This window comes from Salinicoccus jeotgali, from assembly GCF_039538805.1.
Classification (GTDB): domain Bacteria; phylum Bacillota; class Bacilli; order Staphylococcales; family Salinicoccaceae; genus Salinicoccus; species Salinicoccus jeotgali.
The window spans coordinates 224,143-249,692 of record NZ_BAABCK010000013.1; the positions used below are offsets into that span (position 1 = coordinate 224,143).

The 25,550-nt window shown below is 44.6% G+C and carries 23 protein-coding genes, 2 pseudogenes and 2 riboswitches; of the genes and pseudogenes, 16 read left to right on the forward strand and 9 right to left on the reverse strand.

The features are described from left to right. The first annotated feature begins 17 nt into the window (after window positions 1-17). A riboswitch (TPP riboswitch) is annotated at window positions 18-108 on the forward strand. Window positions 109-200: 92 nt separating this feature from the next. The 12 genes from ABD734_RS03520 (at window position 201) to ABD734_RS03575 (ending at window position 13,464) form a co-directional block, all read left to right on the forward strand. After that, window positions 201-755: an ECF transporter S component gene (locus ABD734_RS03520; protein WP_344701457.1), complete on the forward strand. Its 555-nt coding sequence runs from the start codon at window positions 201-203 to the stop codon at window positions 753-755. A gap of 5 nt (window positions 756-760) precedes the next feature. Beyond that, entirely contained in the window at window positions 761-2,155 is a 1,395-nt protein-coding gene (locus ABD734_RS03525) for an ABC transporter ATP-binding protein (protein ID WP_344701458.1), read from the forward strand. Further along, a complete protein-coding gene (locus tag ABD734_RS03530) occupies window positions 2,148-2,939 on the forward strand; it encodes an energy-coupling factor transporter transmembrane component T family protein (RefSeq protein WP_344701460.1) in 792 nt (263 codons plus the stop codon). Before ABD734_RS03525 ends, ABD734_RS03530 begins: the two co-directional genes overlap by 8 nt. Window positions 2,940-3,062: 123 nt before the next feature. Beyond that, the gene (locus ABD734_RS03535) at window positions 3,063-3,488 is read left to right on the forward strand and encodes a YlbF/YmcA family competence regulator (RefSeq protein ID WP_344701462.1); all 426 of its coding nucleotides are present in this window, start codon (window positions 3,063-3,065) and stop codon (window positions 3,486-3,488) included. A 168-nt stretch (window positions 3,489-3,656) separates the two neighbouring features. Continuing rightward, window positions 3,657-6,173, forward strand: a complete 2,517-nt coding sequence (gene mutS, locus ABD734_RS03540; protein ID WP_344701464.1) for a DNA mismatch repair protein MutS — start codon at window positions 3,657-3,659, stop codon at window positions 6,171-6,173. Between the two features lie 4 nt (window positions 6,174-6,177). Beyond that, a complete protein-coding gene (gene mutL / locus ABD734_RS03545; RefSeq protein ID WP_344701466.1) occupies window positions 6,178-8,031 on the forward strand; it encodes a DNA mismatch repair endonuclease MutL in 1,854 nt (617 codons plus the stop codon). 11 nt (window positions 8,032-8,042) lie between these two features. Continuing rightward, window positions 8,043-8,918, forward strand: a complete 876-nt coding sequence (locus ABD734_RS03550; RefSeq protein WP_344701468.1) for an alpha/beta hydrolase — start codon at window positions 8,043-8,045, stop codon at window positions 8,916-8,918. Continuing rightward, on the forward strand, window positions 8,911-9,840 hold the full coding sequence (miaA, locus tag ABD734_RS03555; RefSeq protein WP_344701471.1) for a tRNA (adenosine(37)-N6)-dimethylallyltransferase MiaA: 930 nt from the start codon (window positions 8,911-8,913) through the stop codon (window positions 9,838-9,840). The genes ABD734_RS03550 and miaA overlap by 8 nt, the downstream gene beginning before the upstream one ends. Window positions 9,841-9,842: 2 nt before the next feature. Then, the gene (gene hfq, locus ABD734_RS03560) at window positions 9,843-10,037 is read left to right on the forward strand and encodes an RNA chaperone Hfq (RefSeq protein ID WP_344701473.1); all 195 of its coding nucleotides are present in this window, start codon (window positions 9,843-9,845) and stop codon (window positions 10,035-10,037) included. Window positions 10,038-10,191: 154 nt separating this feature from the next. Then, window positions 10,192-11,427, forward strand: coding sequence for a GTPase HflX (gene hflX / locus ABD734_RS03565; protein WP_344701475.1), 1,236 nt, complete (start codon window positions 10,192-10,194; stop codon window positions 11,425-11,427). A 26-nt stretch (window positions 11,428-11,453) separates the two neighbouring features. Further along, window positions 11,454-12,680: a methionine gamma-lyase family protein gene (locus ABD734_RS03570; RefSeq protein ID WP_344701517.1), complete on the forward strand. Its 1,227-nt coding sequence runs from the start codon at window positions 11,454-11,456 to the stop codon at window positions 12,678-12,680. Window positions 12,681-12,861: 181 nt separating this feature from the next. Next, window positions 12,862-13,464, forward strand: a complete 603-nt coding sequence (locus ABD734_RS03575) for a DUF6241 domain-containing protein (protein WP_344701477.1) — start codon at window positions 12,862-12,864, stop codon at window positions 13,462-13,464. A gap of 142 nt (window positions 13,465-13,606) precedes the next feature. On the opposite strand, the gene ABD734_RS03580 is transcribed toward ABD734_RS03575, so the two are convergent. From ABD734_RS03580 to ABD734_RS03595, 4 genes are all read right to left on the reverse strand, one after another. Then, window positions 13,607-14,911 (reverse strand): nucleobase:cation symporter-2 family protein, encoded by a 1,305-nt coding sequence (locus ABD734_RS03580; RefSeq protein ID WP_425568290.1) that lies wholly within the window; start codon window positions 14,909-14,911, stop codon window positions 13,607-13,609. Next, window positions 14,911-15,495: a xanthine phosphoribosyltransferase gene (locus ABD734_RS03585; RefSeq protein WP_344701479.1), complete on the reverse strand. Its 585-nt coding sequence runs from the start codon at window positions 15,493-15,495 to the stop codon at window positions 14,911-14,913. The genes ABD734_RS03580 and ABD734_RS03585 overlap by 1 nt, the downstream gene beginning before the upstream one ends. A gap of 73 nt (window positions 15,496-15,568) precedes the next feature. Next, window positions 15,569-15,670: riboswitch (purine riboswitch) on the reverse strand. Between the two features lie 196 nt (window positions 15,671-15,866). Then, window positions 15,867-16,364 carry a CueP family metal-binding protein gene (locus ABD734_RS03590; protein ID WP_344701481.1) on the reverse strand — a complete coding sequence of 166 codons (498 nt, stop codon included), beginning with the start codon at window positions 16,362-16,364 and terminating at the stop codon, window positions 15,867-15,869. 80 nt (window positions 16,365-16,444) lie between these two features. Then, entirely contained in the window at window positions 16,445-17,317 is an 873-nt protein-coding gene (locus ABD734_RS03595; RefSeq protein WP_344701483.1) for a ketopantoate reductase C-terminal domain-containing protein, read from the reverse strand. A gap of 89 nt (window positions 17,318-17,406) precedes the next feature. Between ABD734_RS03595 and panB the strand changes: the two genes are divergently transcribed. The 4 genes from panB to ABD734_RS03615 all read left to right on the forward strand — a co-directional run bounded on the left by panB (window position 17,407) and on the right by ABD734_RS03615 (window position 20,492). Continuing rightward, the gene (panB, locus tag ABD734_RS03600; protein ID WP_344701521.1) at window positions 17,407-18,213 is read left to right on the forward strand and encodes a 3-methyl-2-oxobutanoate hydroxymethyltransferase; all 807 of its coding nucleotides are present in this window, start codon (window positions 17,407-17,409) and stop codon (window positions 18,211-18,213) included. Next, entirely contained in the window at window positions 18,213-19,052 is an 840-nt protein-coding gene (gene panC, locus ABD734_RS03605; RefSeq protein WP_344701485.1) for a pantoate--beta-alanine ligase, read from the forward strand. The genes panB and panC overlap by 1 nt, the downstream gene beginning before the upstream one ends. Continuing rightward, window positions 19,049-19,441 (forward strand): aspartate 1-decarboxylase, encoded by a 393-nt coding sequence (gene panD / locus ABD734_RS03610; RefSeq protein WP_344701486.1) that lies wholly within the window; start codon window positions 19,049-19,051, stop codon window positions 19,439-19,441. Before panC ends, panD begins: the two co-directional genes overlap by 4 nt. A 61-nt stretch (window positions 19,442-19,502) precedes the next feature. Next, window positions 19,503-20,492, forward strand: coding sequence for a CAP domain-containing protein (locus ABD734_RS03615; RefSeq protein ID WP_344701487.1), 990 nt, complete (start codon window positions 19,503-19,505; stop codon window positions 20,490-20,492). Between the two features lie 47 nt (window positions 20,493-20,539). Here ABD734_RS03615 and ABD734_RS03620 read toward each other — a convergent pair whose 3' ends face one another. The 5 genes and pseudogenes from ABD734_RS03620 to ABD734_RS03640 all read right to left on the reverse strand — a co-directional run. Then, window positions 20,540-21,475, reverse strand: a complete 936-nt coding sequence (locus ABD734_RS03620; protein WP_344701488.1) for a hypothetical protein — start codon at window positions 21,473-21,475, stop codon at window positions 20,540-20,542. A 150-nt stretch (window positions 21,476-21,625) separates the two neighbouring features. Continuing rightward, a pseudogene (locus ABD734_RS03625) lies at window positions 21,626-22,949 on the reverse strand (ISL3 family transposase). Window positions 22,950-23,190: 241 nt separating this feature from the next. Beyond that, window positions 23,191-24,831, reverse strand: a complete 1,641-nt coding sequence (gene merA, locus ABD734_RS03630) for a mercury(II) reductase (RefSeq protein ID WP_344701489.1) — start codon at window positions 24,829-24,831, stop codon at window positions 23,191-23,193. Window positions 24,832-24,855: 24 nt separating this feature from the next. After that, the gene (gene merR, locus ABD734_RS03635) at window positions 24,856-25,248 is read right to left on the reverse strand and encodes a mercury resistance transcriptional regulator MerR (protein WP_344701491.1); all 393 of its coding nucleotides are present in this window, start codon (window positions 25,246-25,248) and stop codon (window positions 24,856-24,858) included. Window positions 25,249-25,433: 185 nt separating this feature from the next. Further along, window positions 25,434-25,550, reverse strand: a pseudogene (locus tag ABD734_RS03640) (IS30 family transposase); the annotation flags it as partial.

Below are 25,550 nucleotides of genomic sequence, written 5' to 3' on the forward strand. Positions count from 1 at the left end.
GAGTTAATTGAATAACAGCACACCACTAGGGGTGTCCTTTTGGACTGAGAATTACCCTTATCACCTGATCTAGATCATACTAGCGTAGGGAAGTGGCATATTACATAAAATTATAATATGCACACCACTACATTAGTGGTGTGCTTTTTTTATTCTCTAATGATTTCAGGAGGGTATTAAAATGAAGAAAATCTTTAACATTGACAGACGTTTTGGTGACCGTCGTCGTTTCACTCGTGTTTGCAGTCATCTACTCAGTTTGGGGGGCATTCTACACAGCTTTGAAACCTCTCGGCATCCATCTAAATGAATTGGTCTATGGCATGTGGTTCATCGCGCCGGTCATCGTATATCTCATCATCAGGAAACCGGGGGTTGCATTGATTGCGGAATTTGCAGCAGCCTCGGCTGAAACCATAGTCCTGCTGCAGTTCGATGTCATGCTTATTATCTATGGACTTATCCAAGGGTTGGCCTGTGAACTTGTTTTTGCCATTGTACGATATAAAAGTACAGCGTTGATGGTAGCTGTATCAGCAGGGACAGCAGCGGCGCTCTCTACACTGCCTTTGGATTGGTACTATGGTTACCTTGCCCATCTCGAAACATGGAACCTGATTCTGATGGTTGGCTTCAGGATATTAAGTGGGGCAGTGGTCGCAGGGTGGCTTGCACATATCCTCTATAGAGCATTGCTTGAGACAGGTTTCCTTAAACTGCTCGGTCAGTATAAGGAAACAGAAAGGGGGGCATAGATGGTATGGAAGTGGTGAATATGGCATTGCAGTTTCGGGGCGCCAATGCCCCATTGTTTACGGACATGAACCTGCAGATAAAAGAAGGTGAAAAAGTTCTGATAGTAGGACCGAGTGGTTCCGGCAAAAGTACTTTATTGAATATACTGAGTGGCCTCATGCCACGCGTCATTGATGCACTGCTGGAAGCGGACCATATGGATTTGCTTGGTGAGGGTGCTGTGGTCTTTCAAGACCCTGATTCTCAGTTCACCATGCCTACAATCGGTGAAGAACTTGCTTTCATAATGGAGAATAATCAAGTGCCTGTCTGCGATATGACCTCGAATGCCTTATCCGTATTAGAGGCGGTGGGGTTGGAAAAACCTCTTGATGCTCAAATCAGCAGCTTATCGGGCGGCATGAAGCAAAAACTTTCGATTGCTTCTGCATTGCTCCAGAAAGCCGATACTTTCTTTTTCGACGAGCCGACAAGCATGTTGGATGAAAATACTGCCTGTTCTTTATGGGAGACGATACAGGAAGTGTGGGAAGAGCGTACTGTAGTAATTGTCGAACACAGGGTTGAACACGTGTGGTTTAGAGTGGATCGGATTATTTTGTTGAATGATGAAGGCTGTATCGCCGCCTCCGCCACCCCGGATGATATGTTAAATGACAATAGGGAAGCATTGGACGCTCTAGGGGTATGGCATCCCCATTCTTGGCAGAACGCGCCCCGGTTCGCCAAAAGCACGGGTAATGGCATGCCGCTTCTGCAGATCAAAGGTCTTTCAATAAACAGAGCAGGAGACGAGCTGCTTAATGTGGATGATCTGCATATATCAAAAGGGCAGTGGATCACACTGGAAGGAAAGAATGGAAGTGGCAAATCAAGTTTCATGATGGCTGTCATGAAACTGATGCAAACACGGGGTGAAATCATATTCGAAGGTCGGCGGATACGGAAGACCAAACAATTCCAAGGGGCACTCTATCCGGTTTTTCAGAACCCCGAGCTCCAATTCATCACCAATAGCGTCTTTGGCGAAGTGCTCATCAACCTGGAAATGCACTATGATGAGGCGGAAGCTGAAAGGAAGACGGGGGAGGTCCTTTCAAGGATGGGCCTCTCCCATATCAAAAGGCTGCACCCGCTTGAAATATCAACAGGACAAAAGAGGCGGTTAAGTGTCGCAACGGCCCTCGGCGGAATCCCGCAGATCATTTTTTTGGACGAACCGACATTCGGATTGGATGCGCGCCATACGTTCAAACTGCTCGAACTGATGCATGAGCTGGTTGAAGGTGGTACGACGATTATCATGATCACCCACGATAAAGAAATAAAAGAACGCTATCCCTCGCGGCGTCTCCAGATCCATGACGGTATAATGAAAGAGGTGGGTAGCGGTGTTTGAATCGATAAAACGCTATTCTACATTTATAGATGGGACCAACCCGCTCACAAAAATAGCAGTGGCCATCTGTCTATTTGGAACTGTGGTATTAATACATGATCCCAATCATCTATTCCATCTGTCGCTTTGGATGCTTTTATTATTTTTAGTCATGAGCGGAATTGAACTCAAGTATCAAGCATTGTTGATTGCCGTAACCATTTTAACAGGGCTTATTTCCAGCGCATATATGGTTTTATACGGTGAAGGTGACACGACCCTATTTGAATTTGGTCTTGTGCACATCACTGAGGAAAGCGTAGTGAGAGGACTTCACATAACGATGCGCGGTCTGACGCTGTCATTTTTCGGTTCGCTCATCATTTTTACTACCAGGTTGACTGATGTATTCTACAGCATGATGCAACAGGGGAAAGTAAAGCCGCAGTACGCCTATTCATTTATGGCATCGATTCGTATGATGCCTGTTATAGTCGAGGAGTTCATCACTTTGAGGAGGGCGCGCAAAGTACGCCGTTCATTGATCAGCCGAAAGTATATAGGGGGACTCAGAGGATTCACGAGCACGGTGGTGATATTGCTCAGCCAGAGCATCAGACGGGCACATCGTCTTTCGGTGGCGATGGAATCGAAAGGATTCGATGATGGGGTGCGGACCTATTACCGGCAAACTAGATTTTCCGGATATGACGTCTGTTTTATAGCACTCATTGCTGTAGGTGTCATTGCATCTTACTATTCAGGACAGTGGATAACGCCTTTTGGTACATCCGATGCAAGATAATGAAAGAATCGCTTTGAAATATAGTGATAAAAGATATATACTGATAGGAGATTTTAATAATCCGTAAAATATCATCTGCTATAAATGAAAGCCGGATGCAAAATATGAAAAGGTGGCAGTCGAATGTATACGAAGGACGATATTGTAAATGAAGCGAAAGATCTTGGCAAGATGATCGCTCAAACCGATCAGGTGGAGTTTTTCAAAAAAGCCGAAGCCAAAATCCATGAAAATAAAGAAGTGCGCGAAAAGATGGCCAGTTTGAAGAGTCTGCAGAAGCAGGCGGTCAATTTCCAGAACTACGGTAAGGAACGGGCCTATCAGATGACTGAGGAGAAGATCAAAAAGATCGAAGCCGAGCTGGATGAAATGCCGATTGTCGATCAGTTCAAGGAGTCCCAAGGACAAGTGAATGAACTCCTTCAGATGGTCTCACACGCAATCAGCCAGACTGTAACAAACGATATAATCACCTCAACCGGTGGGGATCTTCTCCAAGGTGAAACGGGCGCGGCAATGGAAAACATGCCGAACCAGAAAAAAGACTAGACATTCGAGAAGCTGCATATCCTTTTGGGGTATGCAGCTTCTTTTTCGCTTTATGTGTATGGATATAGTGGGAGCGCCGTTGATGCAAGAACAGTCGGTAAGGTTAAACAATGAAAGCGACACATGATATAATGCAGTTATATTTAAATCGATAATGGAAGTGTTTAAATGTCTACAGTTACACCTATGATGCAACAATATTTGAATATAAAAGATGAACATCCCGATACACTGCTTTTCTACAGACTCGGCGATTTCTATGAGCTTTTCTATGAAGATGCAATCACGGCAAGTAAGGTGCTGGAGATTACATTGACTTCAAGGGATAAGAAGAAAGATCCGATACCGATGTGCGGGGTCCCATATCATTCGGCTGATGGCTATATTGAACGCCTCATCAATCAAGGCTACAAAGTTGCGATATGCGAACAGATGGAAGACCCTAAAAAAACAAAGGGCATGGTCAAGCGTGAAGTAGTACGCATCATTACACCGGGTACTCTGATAGATGACTTTGGCATGGATGATGGACGGAGTAACTACATACTGGCGATCGGGGAAGCTGAAGGAGCATTCACTGTCGCCTACTCCGATATATCGACCGGTGAGATACAAGCGTTCACAACGGCCCAACTCGCCCTTTTAAAAAGTGAGATTGAGCGCATCAATCCACGGGAAATCGTTGTGGAAGAACAGATAACAGGCGTTTTATCAGAAATTTACCGTGATCCTCCAATCAATACGCCGTATAAGGCAAACGGGCATTTCAGCCTGAACTGCGATGAAGGTATAAGTGAAGCGGAGAAGGAGACACTTGATCTTCTCATATCCTACATTAATGCACACAACATGAAAGAGTTGAAGCACTTCAGGCAGGTCAAAAAGCACCGCATCAACGAGACGATGCAGCTGAATTATGCCGCCATCGCCAACCTCGAACTTCTTGAAAGCCTACAAACGAGAAAAGTGAAAGGTTCCCTGTTTTGGTATTTGAACCGTACCGAAACACCTATGGGGAAGCGCAAGCTCCGCAAATGGATCGAAAGGCCTCTGTTGTCAGAAGAACTCATCAGGGAACGGCAGGACACTGTTGCCGTGCTGCTTGAAAGCTTTCTTGAGAGGGAAGATATCCGGGAATTACTGAATAACGTATATGACATTGAAAGGCTGGTCGGAAGACTGAGTTTCGGCAACATCGATGCAAAAGACCTGGTCCAGTTGAAGGATTCGCTAGAAGGCCTGCCCCGTATAGCCGATGCACTTGAGAAAACAGGACTATCCACTTCGCCGTTATTCAAGGATTTTGATGTGTTGGATGATGTCCACAAGGTGCTGGAAGAAAGCCTGTCGGATACACCACCTAAAACCATAAGAGAAGGTGGCATATTCAAAACGGGATATGATGCACAATTGGATGAATATCGCTATATCGCCACCAACGGTAGAAAGTGGCTCGATGACTACATTGCAGGCGAGCGGGAAAAGACAGGCATCAAAACACTCAAGGTGGGATTCAACAAGGTTTTTGGCTACTACATTGAAATATCCAAGGGCAGTGCAGTCGACTTCGATGCCGAAGCATTCGATTACCAGCGAAAACAGACGCTGGCGAATGCTGAACGATTCATCACTCCGGAACTGAAGGATATGGAATCAAAGCTTCTGAGTGCGCATGATGAGAGCATCATACTGGAATATGACTTGTTCATTGCACTGAGAACGCATATGGAACAGTTCATCGGACGGCTGCAGTATACGGCCGAATTAATCAGTACTCTCGACTGCCTTGTGTCCTTCGCCACTGTTTCAAATGACTACAGGCTTGTCCGTCCGGCGTTCAGCGATGGTGAACTCAGCGTCAAGGAAGGACGTCACCCGGTCGTAGAAAAGGTGATCGGTGAGAACACCTACGTGCCGAACTCGCTCGATATGGATGATGAAACTTTCATCTACCTTATTACCGGACCCAACATGTCCGGCAAAAGTACTTATATGCGTCAGACCGCAATCATCAGCATAATGGCTCAAATCGGAATGTATGTGCCTGCACAATCTGCAATATTGCCGATCTTCGATCAGATATTCACACGCATCGGTGCGAGCGATGATCTGGCGAGTGGCAAATCAACATTCATGATTGAGATGATGGAGGCTAATGAAGCGTTGCTTAATGCGACAGAAAACAGTCTCTTGATATTTGATGAAATCGGCCGTGGAACATCGACTTATGACGGTATGTCATTGGCGCAGGCCATGCTTGAATATATCCATGACAACATTGGTGCAAAAACACTGTTTTCAACGCATTACCACGAAATGACCCGGCTCAGCGGTGAGCTTGAACATTTGAAGAATGTCCATGTAAAAGCAACTGAATATGACGGTAAACTGATTTTTCTCCATAAGGTCAAGCCAGGCGCTGTCGAAAAAAGTTATGGCATACAAGTAGCAAAGCTTGCAGAACTGCCGGATGCAGTTACAAAGCGGGCGCACGAACTGCTTAAAGCCTTTGAAGACGGTACAGGCGTGGCAAGCCAGCAACTCGCACTGCCCCTTGACGATACCGAAAATGAACAGTTGCATCCGGTGATGGAGAAACTGAAATACGCCGACATCAATCAGATGACGCCGATCGATGCTTTGATGAAACTACAGGAGCTGCAGAATGAAATGAAGGGGGAATGATCCAATGGGCACCATAAAAGTATTGGAGAGTGCCATACAGAATAAGATTTCAGCAGGCGAAGTGGTGGAGCGTCCGAGTTCAGTCGTCAAAGAGCTTTTGGAGAACTCCCTTGATGCAAATGCGACTGAAATAGAAGTATTCATAGAAGAGTCGGGCATGAAGAAAATCCGCATCGTCGATGATGGTGACGGCATCCATCATACGGATGGCCCACTCCTTTTCCAACGGCATGCGACCAGTAAGATCTCATCTGATTATGACTTGTTCCAGATCCGCTCACTCGGTTTCCGCGGAGAGGCACTGGCCAGCATTGGCGCTGTCGCCAAAGTCTCTGTCGAGACGAAGCATCGTTCTGGCGACCCTGTATTCATCCGCTTTGAAGGCGGGGAACTAATGAGGCAGAGTCCTGGTAAGGAACGACAGGGAACTGACATCACCATTACAGATCTGTTCTTCAATACACCTGCCAGGCTCAAATATATCCGTTCGTTGAAGACTGAGAGCGGAAAAATTATTGATGTGGTACAGAAAATGGCGATGGCGCATCCAAAAGTGAGCTTCCGACTGGTGTTGGATGACCAGCAGAGATTAATGACCAAAGGCAACGGCAACCTCAAAGAAACCATGAGCGATATATACGGCCTCAATGTTGCACGCAACGCCGTTGAAATACAGGCACAAGATGCCGATTTCAAGATACATGGATTCGTGGTTCGTCCAGAGATCAATCGCAGCAACCGCAATTATATGAATATTTCCGTCAATCAGCGCCACATTAAAAGTTTCGCTTTGTCACAATCCATAGTCAAGGGCTTCCACACACTGCTGCCCAAAGACAAATATCCAATTGCCGTGATTGATATTGAAATGGATCCGAAGTTGGTTGATGTGAATGTGCATCCCGCCAAAATAGAAGTGAAGTTCTCGAAGGAGAGGGAATTGAACCATCTGCTTGAGAAAGCAGTGCTTGAGAGCATGAGGAAAGAAGTGCTCATCCCTGATGTGGCAAAAAAGACACAGGACAGGCAAAAGCCTATCCAAGATGCGATTGATTTCACCCAGCCGAATCCATTTGATCGCCCAAGGTATACGAAGCCCCCAATGCAACATGATTTTGAGGAGCCGCAAACTGAATGGCCCAAAACAGAGTACTCGGTAGAACCCGTGCGCACCATCGCCCGGGAGGAGGGACCTTCATCTGAAACTGCTCCTCCACCGGAACCGGAAGAAACACACGTCCCCGAGCCATCCGAAAGCGAAGTCCAAGCGGAAAAGCTGCCATATATGGAGATAGTTGGTCAACTCCACGGCACCTACATCATCCTCCAGAACGATTCCGGCATGTACATGATGGATCAGCATGCCGCACAGGAGAGGATCAAGTATGAATACTATTCCGCAAACATCACTGCTGGAAAAACAGCTGCCGTACCGCTCCTCATCCCATATACGTTCGAATTTCCGATGAATGATATAATAGAGATAGATGGGAAACTTGAGAAACTTAAACAATTGGGCTTTGATATCGACAAGGTCGGTCCGACACAGTATGCCGTAACTGGTTACCCGAATTGGATTGATGAGAGGCGCCCGGAAGAGGACATCGGGGAACTCATCGATTTTGTCAGCGGGAAGGAAGACTTTTCGGTAAATCAATATAAAGAAGAACTCGCAATCATGATGAGTTGTAAGCAGTCCATAAAAGCCAACCATTATCTGGATAAAAATCAGATAGAAGCACTGATCGAGTCGCTACGCAGCTGTTATTCACCTTATACATGTCCGCACGGACGACCTGTGCTCATCCATATGAGCACATATGAAATCGAGCGGATGTTCAATAGGATCATGAAATAGGATGTGCATATATGAGAATGATCGAAAAGATTATAAATAACAATGGCAGAGATATAGAGGTCAGCATATTCATTCCGGATGAGCCCATATGTGCAATTCAACTGATGCATGGCATGGCCGAACATAAAGGGCGCTATACTGCAATGATGACCTGGCTTGCGATGAATGACTGTATGGTGATCATGCATAATCATAGGGGACATGGACCTGAAGCAAAAAAGCTAGGGCATTTCGAGTCCCTCGACGTTCTGGCTGATGATGCCATTGCGGTGTCCCGCCTATTGCCGGCAAATATCCCGTCATTCATACTCGGACATTCGATGGGTTCCATCATTGCCCGCAGGTTATTGGAGCAGAATATTTATGATGGCGCAATCATTGTAGCGACGGGCAATAAAAAATCCCTGATTGAAACCATGGGCGTCAAACTACTCAAGCTCCTTGCGGCCGTCGCTCCGGAATATCGCTCCCCGATAATCAACAGTGTGGCGGTGTCGGGATATGATGGTGCATTTAAAGGTGAACAGAAAAACAGATGGCTATCGGAGGATGACTCCCGTGTATCTAACTACAATCAAGACCCTTACTGCGGCTTCCTGATGAGCAACCGGGCATTATTTGAGATTGCCCGCAATATCGATGAAAGTCTTGAGAAGAAGAATTTGAAGCGGTTGAATGCGGATGTGCCGATACTGCTTATAGGCGGTAAATCGGATCCATTCTCGAAGTATGGTGCTGACATCAGGAGTTTGGGTCGGACCTACAGGAAATATGTGGATTCCGTGACCGTACAACTCTATGAAGAGAGCAGGCATGAAGTGCTGTTTGAGAAGAACCGTGCACAAGTTTACAATAGACTGTTAGGGTGGGTGAGGAGACATGTCTGAAAAGAAGAAACTTCTGATACTCGTTGGGCCTACGGCCGTAGGTAAATCTTCACTGGCCGTTGAGATCGCCAAAAGATTCGACCTTGAAGTCATTAGTGGAGACTCTATGCAGGTCTATCAGGGCATGGACATTGGCACCGGAAAGATTACAGAAGAAGAGATGGATGGCGTCCAGCATTACATGATCAATGTCATGCCGCCTGATACGACATTCTCCGTCCACCAGTTCCAACACCATGTGGAGGATCTGATCGATGAATTCCATGAAGATGCCCGCACCCCCTTTATAGTAGGGGGGACCGGACACTATATCCGCGCTCTGGTGTACGGCTATGAATTCGATGAAGAAGATGATGAAGAAAAGAGAAGGTTGACTGGCCACTTCGAAAAACTGGCTACCCCCGTTCTGCACAATCAGCTGCAGCGCATCGATCCGAAAAGTGCAGAAGACATCCATCCAAACAACCGCAAGCGGGTGATCCGAGCCTTGGTGAAACACGAACTGAGCAACAGGATCAGCAACAGGACGGGCCCTGGCTACACAGATGAAATGAAATATGATACATTTATAGTAGGATTGACACGCAACCGTAAAGTCCTTCATGGACGAATCCGGGAAAGGGTCGAAAAGATGTTCGAGATGGGGCTTGAATCAGAAGTTCGTAAATTACTGGATGGCGGCCCTTTATCGAAAACAGCGAGTGCGGCAATCGGCTATAAGGAATTTATGCCCTATTTTGAAGGACATGGAACTTTGGATGATGTTAAAGAAGCGATCATTCAACATTCAAGGCAATATGCCAAAAGACAACTTACATTTTTTAGAAATCAGCTGCCTGTAACATGGTACGATCTGGATGTAGTCGATACGGATATAATATTGGAAGATATATATCAATTTCTGCAGGCGAAGGAGAGATAAAAATGGCAAGTCTTAATTTGCAGGATACATTCCTGAGTGACTTCAAGGAAACTGAAGTGGAAGTGACGGTATTCCTGGTCAATGGGTTTCAGATGCGGGGTACAGTAATTGATTTCGATAAGTACGTGATCCAGCTCAGTTCCGGAGGCAAAGATCATTTGATCTATAAGCATGCGATCAGTACATTTACGAAATAAAAGGACATCCCACTAGGTGGGATGTTTTTTTAACCTCCAGTGGAGTTACTTTTTAAAGCAATTAAATGTGTTAATGTAATCTAGGAATCCAGCATCTGTTGGCTGAACAAGCACACCGTAGTAAAGAGCAGCATTAAAATTCGGAGGTGTCATAATGACTCATATATATAAAGGTGTCATCATTGCAGTCGATACACCGGACCGCACATCGATAGACACCGAGGTGGAAGAGTTGAAAAGTCTGGCAGAATCCGTCGGTATAGAGATTGTCGGCGTCCATATCCAGAACAGGACCCGGGTCGATGCACGCTCCTATGCAGGTACAGGTTTTCTGACTGAAACGGCTGAAGTCTACGGGGAAGATGATCTGATAGACTATACCATCGTCAACGATGAAATCACGGCAAGCCAGAACCGTTCCATTGAATCCTATATGGATACTAAGGTAATTGACCGGACACAAGTCATATTGGACATATTCAGTATGCGTGCCCATTCGAAGGCAGGCCAACTGCAAGTCGAATTGGCACAGCTCCAGTACCTCGTACCGAGGTTGAAGGGTCAAGGCATCAATCTGTCGCGCCTCGGGGGTGGCATTGGTACAAGAGGGCCAGGGGAGACGAAACTGGAAACCGATAGAAGGCATATCAACCAGCGTATAAAAGAAATCAAGAAGCAGTTGAAGACGGTTGAAGCCCATAGGGAGAGATACCGGGCACAGCGCAAGCGCAACCAAGTCGTAAAGGTTTCATTGATTGGCTATACGAATGCAGGCAAATCTTCACTGTTCAACACAATGGCAAAAAGCGATACGTTTGAAGAAGATGCACTCTTTGCCACACTTGACCCTAAGACGAGGCAGATTGTATTGCCTTCTGGTTTCGAGTGCATCATATCGGATACGGTGGGCTTCATCCAAAACTTGCCGACGACATTGATTGAAAGCTTTAAATCGACGCTCGAGGAAGCGGCGGACAGTGATTTCATCATCCATGTCATCGACAACAGCACCGATGCGCTCGGTACCCACTACGATACTGTAAAGCAACTGATCGAACAGTTGGGGATGGATGACATACCGTCATGCGTGTTCTTCAACAAGACGGACATTGATGATGGGCGTTATCTGACGCCTGGAGAACCGCATGCCTATGTCAATAAGGACATGGCTGGAGAAGAGATTTTGGGCATATTGGAAGATTTCCTGAAAGAGACGATGGAAGCCTACCATGTCACATTGCCAATCTCTGAGCCACAGAAAGTCTATGACCTGAAACGTCATACAATCGTAGAAGAGGCGCTTTTGGATGAGGATGATGGATCCTACAGCTTCAAAGGCTTCGAACCACCAGGAGACTGGAGTAGAAGAATCGTTCAAAGAGGAGAATAAGTGTGAACCATACTGAAATAGCGAAGATGGTGTCTGACGCCGTCGAAGAGATTGACCCCATCATAAAAAAGAATAAAAAGATAGGACAGGCGAACTTCAATAAAGTCATGTCGGCGTTCTATGAAAATGGCGTCACCGAAAGCGACTTCAGCGGCACGACCGGTTACGGATACGATGACACAGGGCGGGATAAGCTCGAGGATATCTACAGCGCAGTGTTCCGCAGTGAAGATGCACTGGTCAGAAGCCAGATCATCTCAGGGACGCATGCCATCAGCCTGGTATTACTATCACTGCTTGAGTCCGGTGATGAGTTGCTTTATATCAGCGGGGAGCCATATGATACTTTGGAAAAGGTGATAGGAACAAGTCATGACGATATCGGGAGTCTGATGGAAAAGGGCGTAGAATACCGCTCTGTAGATCTGGTCGACGACCATTTTGATGAAGAGGCGATTATGGCGGCAATCAATGAAAAGACCAAGATAGTCGCGATACAGCGCTCCCGGGGCTACAGCATGCGCAAATCTCTGACTATAGCTGAAATGGAAGAGATGATCCAAAAAATTAAAAAACAGCATCCTGAAGTGATTGTCTTCGTCGATAACTGCTACGGTGAATTTGTGGAGACACGTGAACCGATAGAAGCCGGAGCGGATGTAATTGCCGGCAGTCTGATCAAAAACCCGGGCGGCGGTATTGCGCCAATGGGAGGGTATGTCGCAGGCAACACGGATATCATTACGCGGGTAAGCTATCGGCTGACCGTACCGGGAATAGGCAAAGAAATGGGGGCAAGCCTAGATGGCCTCAAAGACATGTATCAAGGCTTTTTCCTGGCTCCGCACACGGTAATTGAAGGGCTTAACGGTGCGGTATTGACGAGCCACCTGTTGGCTTCGGTGGGACTCAAGACAGATCCACTGCCGGATGCTGAGCGGACAGATCTGATCCAGAGCGTCACATTCAATAGGGAAGAAGAGATGATCACTTTCACCCAAATGATCCAGAAGGCATCCCCGGTGAATTCCAAGTTCCTGCCTATACCGGATGATATACCAGGTTATGAAAACCCGGTCATCATGGCTGCAGGCACATTCATCCAAGGTGCATCCCTAGAACTGAGCGCAGATGGACCGATCAGAAGTCCCTACACAGTATTTGTACAGGGTGGGCTGGTCTTCGAGCATGTTGTCTATGCTTTGACCATGGCCATTCTGGAAATGGCTGAAAAAGAAATGATTGAACTATAGGAGAGGCGACCCCATAGGGGCCCCCTCTTTTATTTATTCCAATACTATTCAATGATATGACGGTTCTGCCTTTGTCATCAAACACAAGAAGTCCAAAAGTAAACAAAACGGCTTGACGCATGTTGGTCATGATTTAAAATCGAAAATAGTAGCCATGGACAACTATCAGAAAGGGGATTCAATGAAAAAGGCAATCATATTTTCGATTTCAACCTTTATGGTAATCACTACATCCGCCGTCTTGGTCATCTTATTCATTAGCATCGGAAGTTCGTCCGAAAGCGTTGAAAAGGGCGAACCGGAGGCTAATCTTTCGGCACCGAATGATACCGACATTCTGGAGGAAAAGGAAAAGATCAAAGAAACTGCCCTCAAGTACGAAGACAAAGTCGAGCCTGCGCCGGAAAAAGTGGAAGATAAAGTCGTCGATATGGTTCATCGAATGTCGCATCAAAAAGTACGAGCAGAGAAGAAATGGGGGCACTTGAAAATTACGGAAAAACGACTTGACGAAGTGATTGACTTACTCGAACAATACGATGTCAAAGACAGAACGTTCCTACATAAAGAAATGCTCGAATGGAAGAATGGCGATTTTTCCAATTCCGTAAAGGTACATAATATATTGACACAACCTGATATACCACATGCAGTAGTCGAAGGAAAAGCGTACGGGCTATTGTCGAAGAAAGAAGAACAAACCTATATCCAAAATCATTTCGACGAAGTGGACGACATTTCAAAAGAGGAAGACGAAGGATATCAAAATCGAAATTCTATGTAAACACAGGCTCCTGTAAAGGGGATCTCTTTTTATGTGTGGTATATGCTTTAACCCGTGGCCCTTATGGAAATGGCTGAAAAAGGAATGATTGAACGATAAAAGAGGCGTCCCTGCCAAGCGACGCCTCTTTTATAATGTAATACTATTCAATGATATGACGGTTCTGCCTTTTATGTCTAAGGAAGCCCAAGCGGGCATTGAATGCAATATTGAGTATAATCGCCGTCAGGCTTCCGAGGACGATGCCGCTTTCCGTTATGACAGCTAAACTGTCAGGCACGATCGCAAAAAGGTCGGGCAAAGCCGTGACGCCAAGGCCCATACCGATCGATATTGCAACGATCATCAGATTGTTCTGGTCCTCAAAGTCCACTCTTGAAAGCATCTTGATGCCGTATGAGACAACCATCCCGAACATTGCCAGCATCGCACCGCCAAGGACCGGGGTCGGAATTGCCACTGCTACAGCACCGATTTTTGGAACGAGACCGAGCAGAATGAGCATGGTGCCTGCAATATAGATGATTTGTCTGCTTTTTATGCCTGAAAGCTGGACGAGGCCGACGTTCTGGGAATAGGTGGTGTAGGGGAAGGCATTGAAAATGCCACCGAGCAGGATCGCCCAGCCCTCTGCCCTGTAGCCTCTTTTCAAATCTTCTTGTCCGATATCCTCATCGCATATGTCTCCAAGGGCAAAGTAGACACCAGTCGCCTCTATCAGACCGACGATTGTCACGAGCATCATCGTCATTATAGGCACTATATTGAACTCGGGCAGCCCGAAGTAGAAGACTTTGGGAAGATGAAGCCAACTGGCCGCACTGACTGCACTGAAATCCACCATTCCAAAAAAACCACTGATGAAAGTCATGATCACTATGCCGCATAGTATGGCAATCGATTTCAGGAAGCCTTCCCCGAATCGGAACAGCACCAATATGACTGCAAGTGTACCGAAACCAAGTGCGAGATTCAGGCCGGATCCATAGTCGGCACTGCCCTGGCCACCGGATATATCATGCATGGCGACCGGCACGAGAGTAATTCCGATGATGGTCACTACGGAACCTGTGACCACAGGCGGAAAGAATCTGATCAGTCGGCTGAAATATTTCGCAATGATGATGACGAACAGACCTGCAGCAAGGATTGCCCCGTATATTGAAGGGATGCCGTAAGTATTGCCTATGGCAATCATCGGGCCAACAGCAGTAAATGTACAGCCAAGGACGACCGGGAGTCCGATGCCCGAATATTGCCTTTTCCAGGCCTGTAGGATTGTTGCGACGCCGCACATCATGATATCGATGGCAATGAGGTAGGTGAGCTGTGCGGGGGTCAAGCCGATGGCGGCGCCGACGATCAAAGGGACGACCACCGCGCCGGCATACATGGCAAGGATATGCTGGATGCCGAGTGAAAGTTTTTTAAGTGAAGACATCTGCATCACACTTCCACTCCAGACATGAAGGTTATCTCACCTTCCGTCAAAGAGGCGATCCGGGCAAGGGAATGGACATCGTATCCAGCAGTACGAAGTATTTCGCCGCCTTCCTGAAAGGCTTTTTCGATGACGATGCCGATACCGGTTACTGAAGCTTCAGTCTGTTCCACAAGTTCGAGCAGACCTTTAGCGGCTTCTCCATTTGCCAGAAAATCGTCGATGATCAATACTTCATCATCGGGTGAGATGAATTTCTCGGCGATGGCGATGGTATTAGACTCATTTTTAGTATAGGAGAAAACGTCAGCCGTCAGCAAACCTTCGTTCAACGTCAATGACTGGCGCTTTCTGGCAAAGATTACAGGGATGCCAAGTTCAAGCCCCGTCATGACCGAAGGTGCGATGCCGGAAGATTCCAGCGTCAATATTTTAGTTATTCCGCGGTCTTCAAACCGTTCTTTAAACGCTGTTCCAATTTCTTTCATAAGTAATGGATCAATCTGATGATTCAGGAAATGGTCGACTTTCAATACTGTATCTGAAAGCGCCGTTCCTTCATCTAATATTTTCTGTTTAAGCAACTCCACAAAATCCACTCCAAAATTTTATTTTGAAAAAGCCAAAAGCACACATCATGAGATGAGCAGACTTCAAGTGGTTGCACGAGAGTTACTCACTCATAGTCAAGGCGTTTACGGCGCCCCGGTAGAAACTTGCAGGCCATATTCCTGCGATTATATGAGTGCTTTGTATTCAAGATGCTTATTATGATAACACAAAAAACGAACCTTTCAATAAGAATAGTGAATCAAGTTCATTTTTTGGAGGTTAATAGCATCAAATATCATATTAACTTTCGTTAATGAGGGTAGATGCCCTAAAAAATTACAAAAAAAGTATCCTTGCTGATATGAATCCCTAAATTGAGATTTTGGTTCCACATCAGCAAGGATGCTTTTTACTTTTCCAGTTGAAAATCTGTCAGGCAGGTCGAATCATTCTCATATGTTGAAAACGAGCCCTCGGTTTCATAGTCGCCATACGTGATGGTGATATCATATTCACGGTCCCGCGGCAGCCACAGATCTATAAAGCCATTCTCAAGAGTCTCCATATTTTCATCCACATGGACCTCTCCTTCTCCATCGGTAATCTTTACATGTATCTCCTTGGACTCCAGTTCACCCTGACATCCTGTCAGGCTATGGAATTCGCACGGGTGCGTGTAATTGATGAACGGTGCAATCGATACAAAAAATTCATCGTCAGGCAAGTCGTACCGCTCCTCCTTATTTTCACCGATGATGAGTTCCGAACCAGTGATGGAAGCTGCTTCCGCTTCCTTGTTTGCACTGTATTGATCAACCTTTTCCTTTATGCCCATTTGGCCATCCTCTCCGCTGCATCCGGCAAGAAAGAAAATAAGCGCCACAAATGGCAATACTAGTCTCTTCATGATCATACACTCCTTCTGACCATCTATTTTAGCATGAATAAATGTGTCTTAGGCACGATGTATGAAATGACACAATATAGTCAATATCCACGCTTATACTGGTATGCCTCCAACAGGGTGACAATGACGTCCAAGACGGGGGTTTCAAGATTCCCCTTCTTACCGTAGAGATACTTTTGTATATAGATATACTCCGTTTCTGCATTCGCTATGACGTCGTAGTACATGCTCGTGCCCATTTCCGGATTATAGTTTTTGTAGATTGCCATGGCCCTATCTGTAAATTCCGGCGACACGATTTCCCGCTCATTATTGACGATGGCCACACCTTCCTCTAGAAGGCTACGGGTCAATTGTGTCACAGACTCCAGATCAAAGATCTTCGATGTGTTTTTTGACAAAGCTGTTACAGAGTTGATGCCTAGGTTGATCAACAGTTTTTCATAGCGGATACGTTCAAAATCCTCGCTTTTCTTTATCTCCAATTCTGTCTCCGGATTTTTATCCAATGCTGTAATCAAACGATCAATATTGGGGTGGGGGTTATCCTCAATCAGTAGCGTGGAATCCTGGAAATGTTCAATTATGTCATTTTTCTTCTGTCCACTGATATAGACTACAGCAGGCACTGGCCGATTGAAATATCGCTCATAGCCCATGCCGTTCTCGCATAGGATGACCTCCGTCCCTTCATTGATGAGATGATGGAAAGTTTGGCTGATATTGTTTAATGCGGTCGCTTTTACCGCGATGAATACTATGTCGAACGGTTCTCCTTGATAGGCATCCATCGTTTCTATCCTGTAAGGATAAAAAAATTCCTCTCCCGCTTCAGAAATGGTGAATCCGGATTTTGGCTGTCTGCCGAACAACACCGTATCATAATCGAGCATATTCAGCTCTCGGGCGATGACACTGCCTACAGCACCTATGCCAATCACTGCAATTTTCATTTTTTAATCCTCCCGACGTATTTCGACCATCCAAATATATGGTAAACTAATTATAATTATAATAGGCTTTAAATAAAAGGAGCAGTATGATGAAAACAACCAGTGAATGGAGTCAGATGAAACAAAATGGCGAAAAGATCACCATGGTGACCGCCTATGATTATCCAAGTGCAAAACAAAGTGAGGCAGCAGGGATGGACATGTTGCTTGTCGGTGACTCACTCGGCATGACGGTGCTTGGATACACCAGTACAGTGCAGGTGACGACTGGAGATATGATCCATCATGCCAAAGCCGTCAGGCGGGGTGCCCCAGACACATATATGGTGGTCGACATGCCATTTGGTACCTATCACGCGAATGACGATACAAGCTTGACAAATATGCTGTCTTTGTATCAGCAGACAGACGCCAATGCCATCAAACTTGAAGGGGTAGACTGCCTGCCCATCGTCAAACGAGCAGTGCGGGCTGGTGTACCAATCGTCGCGCACCTTGGATTGACACCCCAGTCAGTCGGCGTGACAGGGTTTAAAATGCAGGCTGGCACCCAGGAAGCGGCCATGCAGCTGATTGAAGACGCCAAGGCAATGGAGGCCGCTGGTGCATCAGTGCTTGTACTTGAGGCGATTCCATCAGATCTCGCCGAGAAGGTGACGGAAGTCCTCACAATACCAACCATCGGCATCGGCGCAGGTAAAGAGGTGGATGGACAAGTACTGGTCTATCACGACCTGCTCCAGTATGGCACCGAACGCCTGCCGAAGTTCGTCAGGTCGTATGCGGATTTCAATACTGCTGGGATAGAAGGTTTGTCCGCTTATGTACAAGCTGTAAAGAATTCGGAATTTCCCGATGAAGCCACTACTTATAAGAGAAAGGTTTTTGAAGAGTAATGAAAAATACAGACACAATAGAAGGCATACGCAACATACTAAAACCTTTAAGGACAGGGGATATTGCATTCGTGCCCACTATGGGCTACTTGCATGAAGGTCATGTTGCGCTGATAGAAGAAGCGAAGCGAAAGGGTGATGCGGTAGTGGTCAGCATCTTCGTCAATCCCCTCCAATTCGGGCCGGACGAAGATCTGGAAAGTTACCCGCGGGATCTTGAGAGAGACTTGGAAATATGCAGACAAGCTGGAGTCGATGTGGTGTTCCATCCTTCTGAAGAAGAAATGTACCCAGAGCAACCAGAACTTCAACTGTCTTTGAGATCCATGGCATCGATACTTGATGGTGTCAGGCGACCCGGCCATTTTGAAGGGGTAGTGACCGTGGTCAATAAATTATTCAACATCATTCGTCCTGACTTTGCAGTGTTCGGAGAGAAGGACCGTCAGCAGTTGATGATCATAAAACGCATGGTCCTGGACTTCAACCATGAACTCAAGGTAGTTGGTGTGCCGACCGAGCGGGCGTATGATGGATTGGCAAAGAGTAGCCGAAACGTTAATCTCTCCGAAAACGAACGTACTGAAGCTCCTGAAATCCATCGCGCGCTTGTAAAGGCGCAGGAAAGCATAAAACACGGCAAGGTTGACGCTGAAGCGATCAAAGAGGGCATAAGGACTCACATCGAATCAAAGACTTCAGCAGTGGTGGACGATCTGCAGATCTATACCCATCCAGGACTTGATGCTGTTCAAAACATCGAGGGGAATGCTATAATATTCATTGCTGTAAAGTTCGAAAGAACACGGTTAATAGATAATATGTTGGTGATGAAATGATCAGAACAATGATGAATGGCAAGATCCATCGTGCAAAAGTTACAGAAGCAAACTTGAATTATGTCGGCAGTATCACTATCGATCCTGATTTCCTTGATGCAGCCAATATCCTCCCGAATGAGAAGGTCCAGATCGTCAATAACAATAACGGCGAGCGGATCGAAACATACGTCATCGAAGGCAGGCGGGGCTCCCGTGAAATATGCCTGAATGGGGCAGCAGCCCGAAAAGTACAGGTGGGGGATACAATCATCATCATCAGCTATGTTCAGCTGGATGACAGTGAATTGGAAACATTCAAGCCGAATGTCGTACTGATGGGTGAGGATAATACAATCGTAGATGAAGCATATTTTGAAGAGAGACAAACTGAATATATACCCGGATAAAGTAATTAGACGAAAGTTTAATTACTTTTTTTAAACCATATGCGGATAGGGAGGTGCCCGTATGATAAAAAAAATATTTATGCTCGTATTCTTTTATTTCATTTGGATATTTACAGCCCCCGTGCTGCAATCCTATGATTTTGAAGAAGGCATGGAGTTGTCTTATTTGCGTGGATGGCTTGAAGAGAACATTTATCCTTCTTATAATATGGATAAAATTCACCAGGTCAACAGCGATCAGACCCAGGAAGTGGAGATTGCGCTTGGCAGTGAATATGATACTTCCGGCAAAAAACACATTCGCTCGGAGTATGAAGGGGAGTTCTACATTGAAGACCAGCCTGGCATGTTCCATATGGTATTGGTTAAAGATAAGAGGGTCGTCGGCGCCTATACCAACAGTGGCGACATATCGGTCGAGACGATCAACATCGAAGGGATGGACAGGGAACAGGTCGACTCCATATATGGTGCTCCGGAATCGACAATAAAGAAGGGCTGGAAGCGGCTGCGTGTGGATAATGAAGAATATGCAGTCTATGATATTAATGGCACATACGTCTATTTTTTCTATGATCTTCACAAATCTGATCAGGTGAACGGCCTGCTTGTTGTCGATAAAGAGGCCTTTGGTGAAAGCAGCGCCCTATATAATCATCCTGAGCCAGCAGATAATTCCAAAATGAACCATCTACTCGTTAATGCAACCAGACAGGAATATGGACTAGAACCTTTGTCCTGGGATGAAGCGGCTTCAAAAGCCGCGCTCGGCCATAGCCGCGATATGGTTGAGAAGGATTACTTCAATCATGATTCACCCGATGGCGTGACGCTGAAGGATCGGTTGGAGTCAGCCGATGTGTCGTACAGGATGGCAGGGGAGAATATAGCGATGGGACACACCTCACCAATCTTCTCCCACCACAGCCTCATGAATTCACTTGCACATCGCGAGAATACACTGAAAGACAGTTTCACACATCTAGGGATCGGCACAGCGTATAATGAAGAGAATGTGCCCTACTATACGGAAAATTATATAAGAAAATAAAGAAGGCGACTATCTCATAGTCGCCTTCTTTCAATACGTCAATGCCATCAGTTAAAGTCCACGATTTTGAATGCGTGCTCGGTTTCACATACCGTATATTCAACCGTGCTGCTTCCGATGCCGTTGGAAGTGATATGTTCATATTCACGGTCCATCGTGACCTTATATGTCCCGTCTCCCTTGTCTTCGATGTTCTGGACATCAACTGAGTGAGTCGTATGATCGGCAAAACTGCCAGAAGTGCGGTTGTTGTCGAGATAGGATATGGCAGGGCCATCTTGGCTGATATAATCCATAAGCCGGTTCGGATGGCCATTGAAGAAGTTGGCGAGTTCATAGGCATATGATTCCATGAAAGTTTCGAGATTTGGAGTGAAAGGGGCGCCTTTCGTATCCATCTCATTAATGCTGATTGGTTCCTGGGTACCGTCTATAACAGCGAACGAATAATCCACCATGCACTCGAGGCAGCCGATGTTCGGTGATATCGTCAGTATATTTATGAAGTTCAGATGATGGTAGGCCAGGAATTTCTGCTGCATCGTGATGTCTTCACAGTGATCTGCGGCAAGACGATTCATGATGCATGACTCACCGGCGGGATTTTGGACCATATGTTTTTCATAGGGGCCGGATGCAGAAGATCCACCCATGGAATCTTCTTTTGTTTCTTCTTTCGATTTTTCTTTTGTCGCATCTTTCATCTGCTCTTCTGTCACTTCCTCTGTTGTTGCCTCTTCAGAGTCTTCTGTCGCTTCCTCCGCCAAGTCCGCTTCGGAGTCTTCTTCCACTTCTCCCGTGCGCTCTTCATTCACTGCGCCTCCGGCCGCGGCTTCTTCAGTTGTTACTGATTCTGCCGGCTGCTCTGTCGTTTCCTCTTCCGCACCCGTCATCGCTTCTTCAGCATCATTGTCAGTGCCGCCGCATCCTGCAAGCAAAAGTATAATCAGTGTCATCAATAGAATACTTAAGGACTTTTTCATCGAATGCTCCTCTCCATTTAGTCTTCGCTAAACTGCACCCCGTCCTTGTCACTTTCTATCTTTTATCTGGCTATAGTGGGCAATATCTTTTGGGAGACTCTAGGGCAAAATGGTTTTTATGGGTATTCGGTTTTTATGGTGGAAAAGGGCTTATAAATCACCCTTCTCCAAATTCTTAATAAGTGTGGAAAAATCGACACCAAAGTTGTCTGTAATGTTATGATCATTCACTTCATACCAATTGAAATTATCGTGTAACATAGCTTTATTGAAAGCACTTGAATTAAATCGTGGCTTACGCTTTTTATGGAGCTTCTCATTGAAAAGGATTTTGGCTCGTAAGGCATCAAACGAGTAACCTCTACCCATTCGCTCTACCTGCCTAATAATGCTGTTAATTGACTCCGTATAAGCGTTAGTGAGCCTTTTATCAAAGTAGTTGAATATTTCGACATGCCAGTTGTCTACGGCTCTCACGAGGTCTTTATATGCATCTTTAGAGTTACTGGACATACAACGGTGTCTCCATTGACTATAACGAAGACGACCTTCATCTGAATCAGGAGTATCCCATATCCAGTAAAACTCTTCTTTGAGTTCATAGGCTTCTTTTTAAGGCAGGAAGTTTACCTAACCAAGTCTCTAAGAGGAATGATTCACGTTCATTTAGATCGTGTTTACGCTTTAGAAGGATAAACCTTTCACGCATAAGGGTACGTCTTTCTTTTTGGCTCATATGAGCTTTCAAAGACTTTCTGACGTTATCTAAGGCTTGATTAGCCATTCTAATTACATGAAACTTATCTACGACCACTTTAGCGTGTGGAAGGATAGTGTTCACTGCGTCTTTGTAGGGCTTCCACATATCCATTGTGACGTACTCAATATAAGTCCTGTCACTGATTTCTGAAAGACGTTGGATGACTGTTTCCTTGTTACGGTTAGGCTTGATGTCATAAATAGTCCTGCGTTCAATATTAGTCAATACAAGCCGAGGTCTTCGGATAATATGTATCTCGTCTATCCCAAGCCACTTAGGAGTTTCAAACTGGTATTCACGTTCTTTGAGTGCCACATAGTCCTTAAAAACGTTCCTAATAGTTTTCTCGTCAACGCCAACGCTTTCTGCGACTTCTACAAAGGTCTTAGACATGGATTGCTTTTGAATAGACTTTAAAAGCCTTTTGGTCATACTACGCTTTTCATCTACAGATACTAGGCGTTCCCAGAAGGTAGATTCGCATTCACGACATTTGTATCGTCTACGGTTCAATTGTAAGCCCACTCGCTTTAAATGAATGGGCAAATCCATAATTAGTTGATTTCTTGAACTGTGTTTGTACAACTTGTCAAAACCACATTCAGGACAACGTTCAGGTGGTCCGACTGCTTCAACTTTAAACATCATATCGGTTTCATTTTCTTGTGGTGATTCTATTGTTTTAATGTCTGGTAGGGATAATAAGTCTGACATATTGTTCATCCTTTATTACTCTGCGGTGTTAAGGTATCAAATATAGATTTGATGTCGAAATCATCAGTGTTAAATTATTTTTGTGACCACAAATGCACTTAGAAAATCCCTTAAAGCATTTATATAATGGGTGATCGCAAAATAGTGTATGAAATCCTTTTGTAGACTTTGCTAAACTACTGCACACTTTAGTACAGTATTAGCTGGTTCACTTGAATAGGGAATTGTAAAAAAAGTTCCCTTAGCCTGCACAACAAGATAATTTCGAAACATCTTTATCGAACGTAAGTGCAGCTAATTTTAGCCCTTCAGCCATTGTTAAATATGGTGCTAGGGTTTCTGTTAAATCTTCTATCGTTAAGCCAAATTTAACAGCTAATGATGCTGCATAGATGACCTCTCCTGCATTCTCAGATACAATATGAACCCCTAATACTTTTAGTGTTTCTGCATCTGCTACTAGTTTAAATACACCGGTTGTTTCACGGTTTACAATTGCTCTTGGAACAGCATCTAAAGGTAATACAGATGTCTTCACATCATACCCTTTCTCTTTTGCTTGTTCTTCTGTTAAACCAACCGTTGCAACCGTTGGATTCGTAAACGTAACAGCAGGGACTACCGATAAATCTATTTTTTTGTTTAACCCACCGATAGCATTATCAGTAATAATTCCACCTTCATAGGCTGCTACATATACAAATTGCGGTCCTAACGTCACATCTCCTGATGCATAAATCTTTTCATTACTTGTTTGACCAAAATCATTGATCAGGATTTCATTATTTTTTCCGGTTTCAACACCTGCCGCACTTAAATTTAAAGAATCCGTATTTGGTTTTCTTCCAGTGGCAACAAGTAACTGATCTGATTCAATAACTTCTTTACTGCCATTTACTGTTACGTAAACCTTTTTTATCTCTCCACTTTGTACAACACGCTCAAAAGTTGCCCCTTTGACAACGTTTATACCCTGTTCAATTAACGCTTTTTCAACTGACTCTGAAATCTCAGGATCATACTCCTTTAAAAGTCGCTCACTTCTTTGCATAAGCGTTATTTCTGAACCTAAATGATGAAATAGTTGTCCAAGCTCCATTCCAATGTATCCTGAACCAATTACAGTTAATCGTTTTGGTATTTTCTTTAACTCAAGAAGTGTTGTACTAGTTAAATAGTCCATTTCTTCAAGTCCTGAAATTTGGGGCAACGAAGGAGATGCACCTGTTGCAATTAAAAAGCGTTTTGCAGATAACTTTGCCCCATTGACCTCAACCGTACTAGCATCAACGAATTTTGCTTCACCTTTAATTAAATCAAAATTATATTCATCAATTAAATCCATATATTTTTGATTCCGAAGTTCGCTCACCAATTTATCCTTTTGCGTGATTAAACTAGCTAAATCCACTTCTCCAGCGGATGTTTGTAAACCTTTAAACGGATTGTCTTTTGATAAATGATTGATTTCCCCTGCCCTAAGAAGAGTTTTTGACGGAACACAGCCAATATTCACACAGGTTCCCCCAACCGTTCCACGCTCAATCATTCCAACTTTTGCACCGTATTCTATAGCTTTAATTGCCGAAGAAAAGGCAGCAGCACCAGAACCAATAATAAGAAGGTCATAATCGTCTTCATTAATTAACGCCACGTTTTCTAGTGATGATACTTCTTCAATTTCTCCGGCTTGGTAATTTGCTTCATCAATCGCCTTTATTGCACTTTCAACCTCAATATCATCGGGCAGTTCAAATACTGCTTCACCACGACGAAAATTAGACTCAATATTTTTAGCACCTATCTTTTCAAGTGCTGATTCTACGTGTTTTTCACAACCCGTACAAGTCATTCCTTGAATGTTTACCTTAAATTTATTCATAAAAAAGCCCCTTTCGTTAATGTCTCATGTTAATGTTTCTATTATTGGACACGAATGTAATTGCTTTTCATCTGGACATCGTTGTTTTAAGTCGTCTAACATAGTTTCAATTCGTTTTAAATCCTCTATTTGTTTTTGAACTTCCTTTTGTTTTTTAGAAACAAATTCGAACATATCTTGACAACGAACTTCATCTTTATCTACAGCACCAAGTAATTTATAAATCTCGTTTAAAGAAAATCCAAGTTCCTGTATTCGTTTAATAAACCCAACACGCTTAACGTCATCATATGAATATATCCGATAACCAGCTTCCGTTCGGTGAGGTTCTTGTAGTAAATTTTTTCGCTCGTAATATCTAATCGTTTCTTTATTAACGCCACATTTTTCTGCAAACTCACTAATGCAGTAAATCATCTTATTTCACCCCATGAATATTATAAACCGTGTACCATAGTACACGGTAAAGTAAATTGGACTATTTTATTTTTTCCCAACGTATCACTCGTATGTGATTGATACCTTTATAATACTATTGATTGTCCTAACATCCCACTAGAAAATCCGATTTAAACACCAGTTGTTTTTAAACTTTTCGTTTGTCAAAATAAGCTAGACAGTTCCTTTTCACCCATGTAACTCAAAAAGACTTCCAATGGTGTCCGGTAGTTCAATGATTTTCTCGGTATGTGGTTTCTTCTTGAAGCGACAGACGAGAC

Excerpts from the sequence above, each read along its gene's own strand:
- ABD734_RS03525 (WP_344701458.1), top strand. The coding sequence starts at position 761 with ATGGAAGTGGTGAATATGGCATTGCAGTTTCGGGGCGCCAATGCCCCA.
- ABD734_RS03535 (WP_344701462.1), top strand. The coding sequence starts at position 3,063 with ATGTATACGAAGGACGATATTGTAAATGAAGCGAAAGATCTTGGCAAG.
- mutS (WP_344701464.1), top strand. The coding sequence starts at position 3,657 with ATGTCTACAGTTACACCTATGATGCAACAATATTTGAATATAAAAGAT.
- mutL (WP_344701466.1), top strand. The coding sequence starts at position 6,178 with ATGGGCACCATAAAAGTATTGGAGAGTGCCATACAGAATAAGATTTCA.
- ABD734_RS03550 (WP_344701468.1), top strand. The coding sequence starts at position 8,043 with ATGAGAATGATCGAAAAGATTATAAATAACAATGGCAGAGATATAGAG.
- miaA (WP_344701471.1), top strand. The coding sequence starts at position 8,911 with ATGTCTGAAAAGAAGAAACTTCTGATACTCGTTGGGCCTACGGCCGTA.
- hfq (WP_344701473.1), top strand. The coding sequence starts at position 9,843 with ATGGCAAGTCTTAATTTGCAGGATACATTCCTGAGTGACTTCAAGGAA.
- hflX (WP_344701475.1), top strand. The coding sequence starts at position 10,192 with ATGACTCATATATATAAAGGTGTCATCATTGCAGTCGATACACCGGAC.
- ABD734_RS03570 (WP_344701517.1), top strand. The coding sequence starts at position 11,454 with ATGGTGTCTGACGCCGTCGAAGAGATTGACCCCATCATAAAAAAGAAT.
- ABD734_RS03575 (WP_344701477.1), top strand. The coding sequence starts at position 12,862 with ATGAAAAAGGCAATCATATTTTCGATTTCAACCTTTATGGTAATCACT.
- ABD734_RS03580 (WP_425568290.1), bottom strand. The coding sequence starts at position 14,911 with ATGCAGATGTCTTCACTTAAAAAACTTTCACTCGGCATCCAGCATATC.
- ABD734_RS03590 (WP_344701481.1), bottom strand. The coding sequence starts at position 16,364 with ATGAAGAGACTAGTATTGCCATTTGTGGCGCTTATTTTCTTTCTTGCC.
- ABD734_RS03595 (WP_344701483.1), bottom strand. The coding sequence starts at position 17,317 with ATGAAAATTGCAGTGATTGGCATAGGTGCTGTAGGCAGTGTCATCGCC.
- panB (WP_344701521.1), top strand. The coding sequence starts at position 17,407 with ATGAAAACAACCAGTGAATGGAGTCAGATGAAACAAAATGGCGAAAAG.
- panC (WP_344701485.1), top strand. The coding sequence starts at position 18,213 with ATGAAAAATACAGACACAATAGAAGGCATACGCAACATACTAAAACCT.
- panD (WP_344701486.1), top strand. The coding sequence starts at position 19,049 with ATGATCAGAACAATGATGAATGGCAAGATCCATCGTGCAAAAGTTACA.
- ABD734_RS03615 (WP_344701487.1), top strand. The coding sequence starts at position 19,503 with ATGATAAAAAAAATATTTATGCTCGTATTCTTTTATTTCATTTGGATA.
- ABD734_RS03620 (WP_344701488.1), bottom strand. The coding sequence starts at position 21,475 with ATGAAAAAGTCCTTAAGTATTCTATTGATGACACTGATTATACTTTTG.
- merA (WP_344701489.1), bottom strand. The coding sequence starts at position 24,831 with ATGAATAAATTTAAGGTAAACATTCAAGGAATGACTTGTACGGGTTGT.
- merR (WP_344701491.1), bottom strand. The coding sequence starts at position 25,248 with ATGATTTACTGCATTAGTGAGTTTGCAGAAAAATGTGGCGTTAATAAA.